At 41.2% G+C, this 5,843-nt stretch carries 4 protein-coding genes and 1 pseudogene; 2 read left to right on the top strand and 3 right to left on the bottom strand.

What is annotated here, in order from left to right:
• Positions 1-320: 320 nt before the first annotated feature.
• Positions 321-2,642, top strand: coding sequence for a TonB-dependent receptor domain-containing protein (locus VNZ46_RS09170; protein ID WP_325559826.1), 2,322 nt, complete (start codon positions 321-323; stop codon positions 2,640-2,642).
• A 41-nt stretch (positions 2,643-2,683) separates the two neighbouring features.
• Here VNZ46_RS09170 and VNZ46_RS09165 read toward each other — a convergent pair whose 3' ends face one another.
• Complete coding sequence (locus tag VNZ46_RS09165; protein WP_325559825.1) at positions 2,684-3,646, bottom strand: CorA family divalent cation transporter; 963 nt, start codon at positions 3,644-3,646, stop codon at positions 2,684-2,686.
• 232 nt (positions 3,647-3,878) lie between these two features.
• Here VNZ46_RS09165 and VNZ46_RS09160 point away from each other — a divergent pair, with 232 nt between their 5' ends.
• Positions 3,879-4,523 carry a hypothetical protein gene (locus VNZ46_RS09160; protein ID WP_325559824.1) on the top strand — a complete coding sequence of 215 codons (645 nt, stop codon included), beginning with the start codon at positions 3,879-3,881 and terminating at the stop codon, positions 4,521-4,523.
• Positions 4,524-4,620: 97 nt separating this feature from the next.
• Here the strand turns inward: VNZ46_RS09160 and VNZ46_RS09155 are convergent, their stop codons facing one another.
• On the bottom strand, positions 4,621-5,544 hold the full coding sequence (locus tag VNZ46_RS09155; RefSeq protein ID WP_325559823.1) for an alpha/beta hydrolase: 924 nt from the start codon (positions 5,542-5,544) through the stop codon (positions 4,621-4,623).
• Positions 5,545-5,592: 48 nt separating this feature from the next.
• Positions 5,593-5,843: pseudogene (locus tag VNZ46_RS09150) on the bottom strand (hypothetical protein); the annotation flags it as partial.

Here is a 5,843-nt window from a genome sequence, read left to right as displayed (position 1 = left end):
CCCATCAACTATTTTTAACCGCTTTGCAAAGACTTCAAATAAAAGTGTAGGGAGTGGTTTAGGATTATCTATAATTCAACAAATCTGTAACCGTCATCAATGGACTATCTGCTATCAATTTGCAGGCAATTCTCATAGCTTCTCTATTCGTTTCTAAAATTCAAAATTTCTTCTAAATCAGATTGAATCTTTGTCCCATTGCATTTTAAAAACCAATGAGGATTAATATGATAAGTAAAATACGAGTATTCTTTTTTCTGATTTCTATGATGATTTCTTCGATAGCATTTTCCCAGATTTCATCAGTAACCATTTCAGGTATGATAAGGAACAAAACTGACAAAATCGCTATGCCTTACGTAAATGTTGTGGTGAAAAATGAAAAAGACAAGTCATTTGTTTCAGGTACTATAACTCATACTGAGGGCAGGTTTTCTATTGAAAACATTAAACCAGGCAACTATCTTATAGAAGTTTCATTTATGGGCTTTAAAAGCACAACACAGCCCTTATTTATCGGAAGTCTTTCTGCATTTTTAGATATACCTGTAATGGAGTTGGAAGAAGAAGCAACTGCTTTAGCGGGAATAACGATTACAGCAAAAGGAAGTGATATAAGCAGTAAATTGGATAAAAAAACATATTCGCTTGCAGACAATATTAGCCAAAGTGGGGGTTCCGTTTTACAGAGTATGCAAAATCTGCCTGGTGTTACGGTTCAGGATGGCAAAGTGCAATTGAGGGGTAATGAAAAGATTACTATCTTGATTGATGGGAAACAAACCGCATTAACGGGTTTTGGTAGCCAGACAGGTTTGGATCATATACCTGCATCTGCTATTGATAAAATAGAAATTATTAATAATCCATCTTCAAAGCATGACGCCAATGGAAATGCAGGTATTATCAACATCATAATGAAGAAAAACAAGCAAAATGGATTCAATGGTAAAGTTGGTTTAACTACAGGTTTAGGCGCTCTTTGGGAAAGAAAAGAAAACTTACCAGCCATAAGACCTCAATACACTTTCACACCAAAAATCAATCCCTCGTTATCGCTCAATTACCGAAAGGAAAAAGTGAATATTTTTTTACAGGCAGATAACCTATATACAGAGACGCTCAATAAAAATGAATTCGTAACTCGGACTTATGATGATGGAACTGTGATCAATTCTCAATTAAAACGGAACAGGAATACCAACTTTCTCACCACAAAAGCTGGCGTAGATTGGAGCATCAATGAGGAAAATACGTTGACATTTTCAGGAATGTATGGAAGTGAGAAAATAATTGACCGTGGCGACCAGCCGTTTTTCAATAACGATATATCGCAACGGTTACGCCTATGGCAATTTTTGGAAGATGAACTAAAAACCACGGCCATGGCTACGGCCACCTACCAGCACAGGTTTAAAGAAGCGGGTCATTTATTGAACATGGGTTTCAACTATACGTTTCACCGTGAAGATGAAAAATACTTTTACGATAACTATTTGCCATCGTCAACAGGGACAGATGCTTTCAAACTATTGTCTGATGAACAGGTTTTTGATTTCAACATAGATTATATCAAACCTTTAAAATATGGACGTGTTGAAACTGGTATCAAGTTGCGTAACAGGAGCATTCCGACCAATATGAATTTTATTCCAGGAGCCAATTCTGTTTTAGATATCGATGCCGGAGGTTGGGCTACTTATAAGGAATTGATACCTGCTCTTTACGGAAACTATACCTTTGAAAACGAAAAGTGGGAGGCTGAATTGGGTTTACGTGTAGAGTATGTAAAAATACAGTATAATGTAAATCCCGGCCATAGCACCTATAAAAGTGATGGTTATAACTACACTCAACCTTTCCCTAATCTAAGATTAGCCTATAAACTGAATGATAACAACAAACTTTCTGTTTTCTATAACCGCAGAGTAGACAGGCCTAATGAAGTGGATATCCGTATTTTTCCCAAATATGATGATGCAGAAATCATAAAGGTGGGTAATCCCGCATTGCGCCCTCAGTTTACCAATTCAATGGAACTTGGGTATAAAAGAAATTGGAACAATGGCTATTTATATACCGCCTTATACCACCGCTTTACCGATGGTACAATTACGAGAATTTCGAGCATTGTTCCCGGAAGTACACTGGTTTATGCCATATTTCAAAATGCAGGAAAAAGTTATAATACAGGCTTGGAAGCTATTTGGAACCAAAAACTATCTAAGGTTTATTCCTTCAACATCAACGGGAATATTTACAGAAACCGGATCAATGCCTTTACCGTTGAGAATTTATATCCGAAACCTAATATTTTTTCTGCAGCAGAACAATCGGCTATATCAGGAAACCTGAAGCTGAATAATGCACTTAATTTCTCAAAGGGTTGGACTACCCAATTAACCGCCGTTTACTTAGCTTCCGACATTGTACCGCAGGGTAAAATTTCATCAAGATTTTCAATGGATGCTGGTGTGAAAAAATTAGTTCAGAACGGCAAAGGGGAAATTTTCTTTAATGTGAACGATTTGCTTAACACGATGGCTACCAAAAGGCAAATTCAGGGTCTGGGATTTAGATATACCAGCGAGGATTTTTACGAAACACAGGTGATACGACTAGGCTATAGCTATAAGTTTTAAATTTCTATCTGATGTTATTTGGTTTTCGGGTATCATAGCTGCTAAAACCACTTTTTCCATTTGAATATCAGCAGCGGAGCAATCACGCTGATTGCCATTACGATTAACGCCATCATATACCCATGCGGCCAATCGTATTCACCGATAGACTTGAAATTCATGCCCCAGATACCGGCCAGGACCATCGGCGGAATGGTTACAACCGATACAATGGTGAGTACCTTCATTACGTCGTTTTGATCGTTATTGATAAAACCCAGTACCGCATCTAGAAGAAACTGCAAACGGTCGCTGAGCTGTTGGTCGAACTCATTAAGTGAACCTATATCGCCCTGCACAGTTTTCAAGTGGATATGACGTTCGCTGCCTAGCCAGTGCGGGGCGATTTCGCATAGATAGGTGATCACCCGGGATACACCCAGTGTCGCCGAGCGCAGCTGTACGATCTGCCGCTGCATCAGGCCAACCTTAAACAAGGCTTTCTTGAGCAAGGTGCCCTGATGGTTCCTGTTGGAGAAGATCGTACTCGATAGCGTGGACAGTTCACTTCCAACGGCCTCCATGCTGTCGGCCGCCACGTTAACAATTGCTTCGATCAGCTCAATGAAAATATCCACACTACTATTATTTGATAGGTCACTGTCAATGCTCTCAGCCAGGTGCTTAAAGGCCAGGGATTCGCCGTAGCGCACAGACACCAGTATGTTAGGCGTAAGCACGAAACCAAGGGGTGTCAAGGAACCCTGGCTAGATTCTGCAGGTACAAACGCGGGAATATTTAACCGCAATGTATCGTTGGCAGACTTGAGCCGGCTGGATAATTCAATGGCACTGATTTGTTCTCGCACCGGCAATTTGCCGCCAAGAATCAGCTCGGCCTGACTGCGTTCCTCATCAGTTGGATTAAGTAAGTCCAGCCACACAGGTGTGTTATTTTTATCTGTAATGACATCCGGATGCCACAGATGTGATTTGGTTGTATTTGAAAAGTGAAATGTCAGCATAATTTTCCCAAAGAAAAGATATTAAAGGTAATGATCTTAAGTTATTCAACGCTTTATTTAGGTGGCCATTTTTAATGATGGGTTAAAACACAACGCTCGCGAGATCAAACCATCTACTCTAATTGGCTGTTTAGCTGAACTGATGCAAGTCGATGATTATTAATGGTTCCTATAGTTTCGAACATTTTTGTGGCTATTATGTTATGCTTTAACAAATCCGCGTATAGAAATCATGGAGAATAGCAGCAATGAAAATAATCCTGGGGCAGCACATGTGCCTGCTCAGGAAACTGGATCGAAAATGGATGCGGTGGAAAAGATTGAGTTGAATTCAGAAACTGAAGCGATTCGCTTTTTTCAAATAGTGAAGGAGCGTCTGCTGGATATAAACCATTGGTCGGAATTTGCTGGTGGGGCTTCATCGGATTTTTATCTGACTGATGTCAGTGGTGCTGCTGTTGACCGTAACGCGCTGGAAGGAGATCACATTAAGATTGATATTCCCGGACCAGGAACAAAAACTGGTGGCGGATTCGATTGGGTAACTATTCAACAAATTAAGTTACAGATATTGGATGATGCTGAGGTGCTGAGTATGACGGCCAGGCCATCTTCCAATCCTTTTAGTGAAGAGGAGAAAACGGCACATTTTCTGACTGATCAAGCGACGTCTACTTTCCAGGTGAAGCGTATAGGTAAAGTTATTTATGCGGAAGAACATGGCAGGAATGAAGTTCCCAATACGGATCTTGACCATACAATAGACAATATCCGAAATACTTTTGTGGGCTGGGGTGCTAAGATTGGATTTTCTTATCCGCAGTGGAAGGCGTTAGTTAAGGGATTGCTTACTTATGATAATCCATATATCTCCTGAAGGTTTCTTTTTTTCTGTATGGCAATTGCAAAAACGAGGGGGAACATCAACTGAAAAAGAGCCGAAACGTATTTCGGCCCTTTAAAGGAGGTATTGCTTATAGATTTTCCTTAAAGAATGGGATCAGCTTATCCAGCGCCACTTTTACTGGCTCCGGTTTATCGTACAGATCATAATGCGACCAGCCTTCTACTACAACCAGTTCTTTCTTTTTGGAAGCAGCACGCCCATAAATTTCCTGCCCATCACGATAGGCACCAAAACCACCGGGTTTATCACCAATTACAACCAACAAAGGTTGTGTAAGTAGCGTTTCTGCATTACTGAATGCATCCCAGTCAACAGCTGCAGAGCGGTGAGAAAATAGGGCGCTGGTAGCACCATGCGGCTGTGCACCACGTGGGGTTTTATAGTAGTCGGTGGCTTCCAGTACATCGATATCAGTAATGCCTGCTTTCTTGCCTTCTTCTACCGAGTACGGTAACAGTCCGTCAACCCGCAATTGCGCACCACGAGCTTCGGCAGTGCGTTGCAGGGCAATTGCTTCAAGCGTACCAATTGGATCATATCCTGCAAAAGCCTCACGACAAAGACGGCCAAAGTTTACACCGGTGATGCTCACTACCGCTTTGATCCGGCGTTCTGACTTGGCGGCACTGATAGAGTAGCCACCTCCTCCGCAAATTCCCAATACACCGATGCGCTGGTCATCAACAAAAGGCAGGGTTACCAGATAATCACAAGCGTAACGGTAATCTTCAACACGTAAAGTAGGGTCTTCTATAAATCTGGGTTCTCCACCACTTTCCCCTTGAAAAGATGCATCGGGAACCAATACTACAAAGCCCGTATTTGCGAGAGCCTGTCCGTACACATTGCCCGAAGTCTGCTCTTTGCAACTTCCGATAGGATGTGTACTGATGATGGTTGGATATTGTTTTGTTTTGTCAAAGTTGGGTGGGAATAGTAAATCTGCTGCTATATCCCAATAAAGTGCTTTAAATTTTACTGATTTTTTCATGTTATATTTGTTTTTGTACGGTCAACAATGAGTTAGTAGAAGCCTGGCTTATAGTTTCTCGTCGAAGAAACTTCCCAACTGTTCTACCGCTGCATCCACATATTGGGGCACATCATAAAAATCCATGTGATTTGGTCCTTCTATTACATGCAGTTTTTTGCTAGCGCTTACTGCACGTTTTACAAGGTCTTCGCTCATCCATGCACTTCCTGCATTGCTGCCCACTACTGCCAATAGAGGCTGGGTAAAAAAAGCTTCTGCCTTATTATAGGCATCATAAGTAATGATCTGCGTCAGGT

The organism is Pedobacter sp., assembly GCF_035566355.1.
In the GTDB taxonomy this organism is placed as follows: Bacteria; Bacteroidota; Bacteroidia; order Sphingobacteriales; family Sphingobacteriaceae; genus Pedobacter.
This window is presented reverse-complemented; position numbering and strand designations above follow the sequence as displayed.

Excerpts from the sequence above, each read along its gene's own strand:
- VNZ46_RS09170 (WP_325559826.1), top strand. The coding sequence starts at position 321 with ATGATAAGGAACAAAACTGACAAAATCGCTATGCCTTACGTAAATGTT.
- VNZ46_RS09165 (WP_325559825.1), bottom strand. The coding sequence starts at position 3,646 with ATGCTGACATTTCACTTTTCAAATACAACCAAATCACATCTGTGGCAT.
- VNZ46_RS09160 (WP_325559824.1), top strand. The coding sequence starts at position 3,879 with ATGGAGAATAGCAGCAATGAAAATAATCCTGGGGCAGCACATGTGCCT.
- VNZ46_RS09155 (WP_325559823.1), bottom strand. The coding sequence starts at position 5,544 with ATGAAAAAATCAGTAAAATTTAAAGCACTTTATTGGGATATAGCAGCA.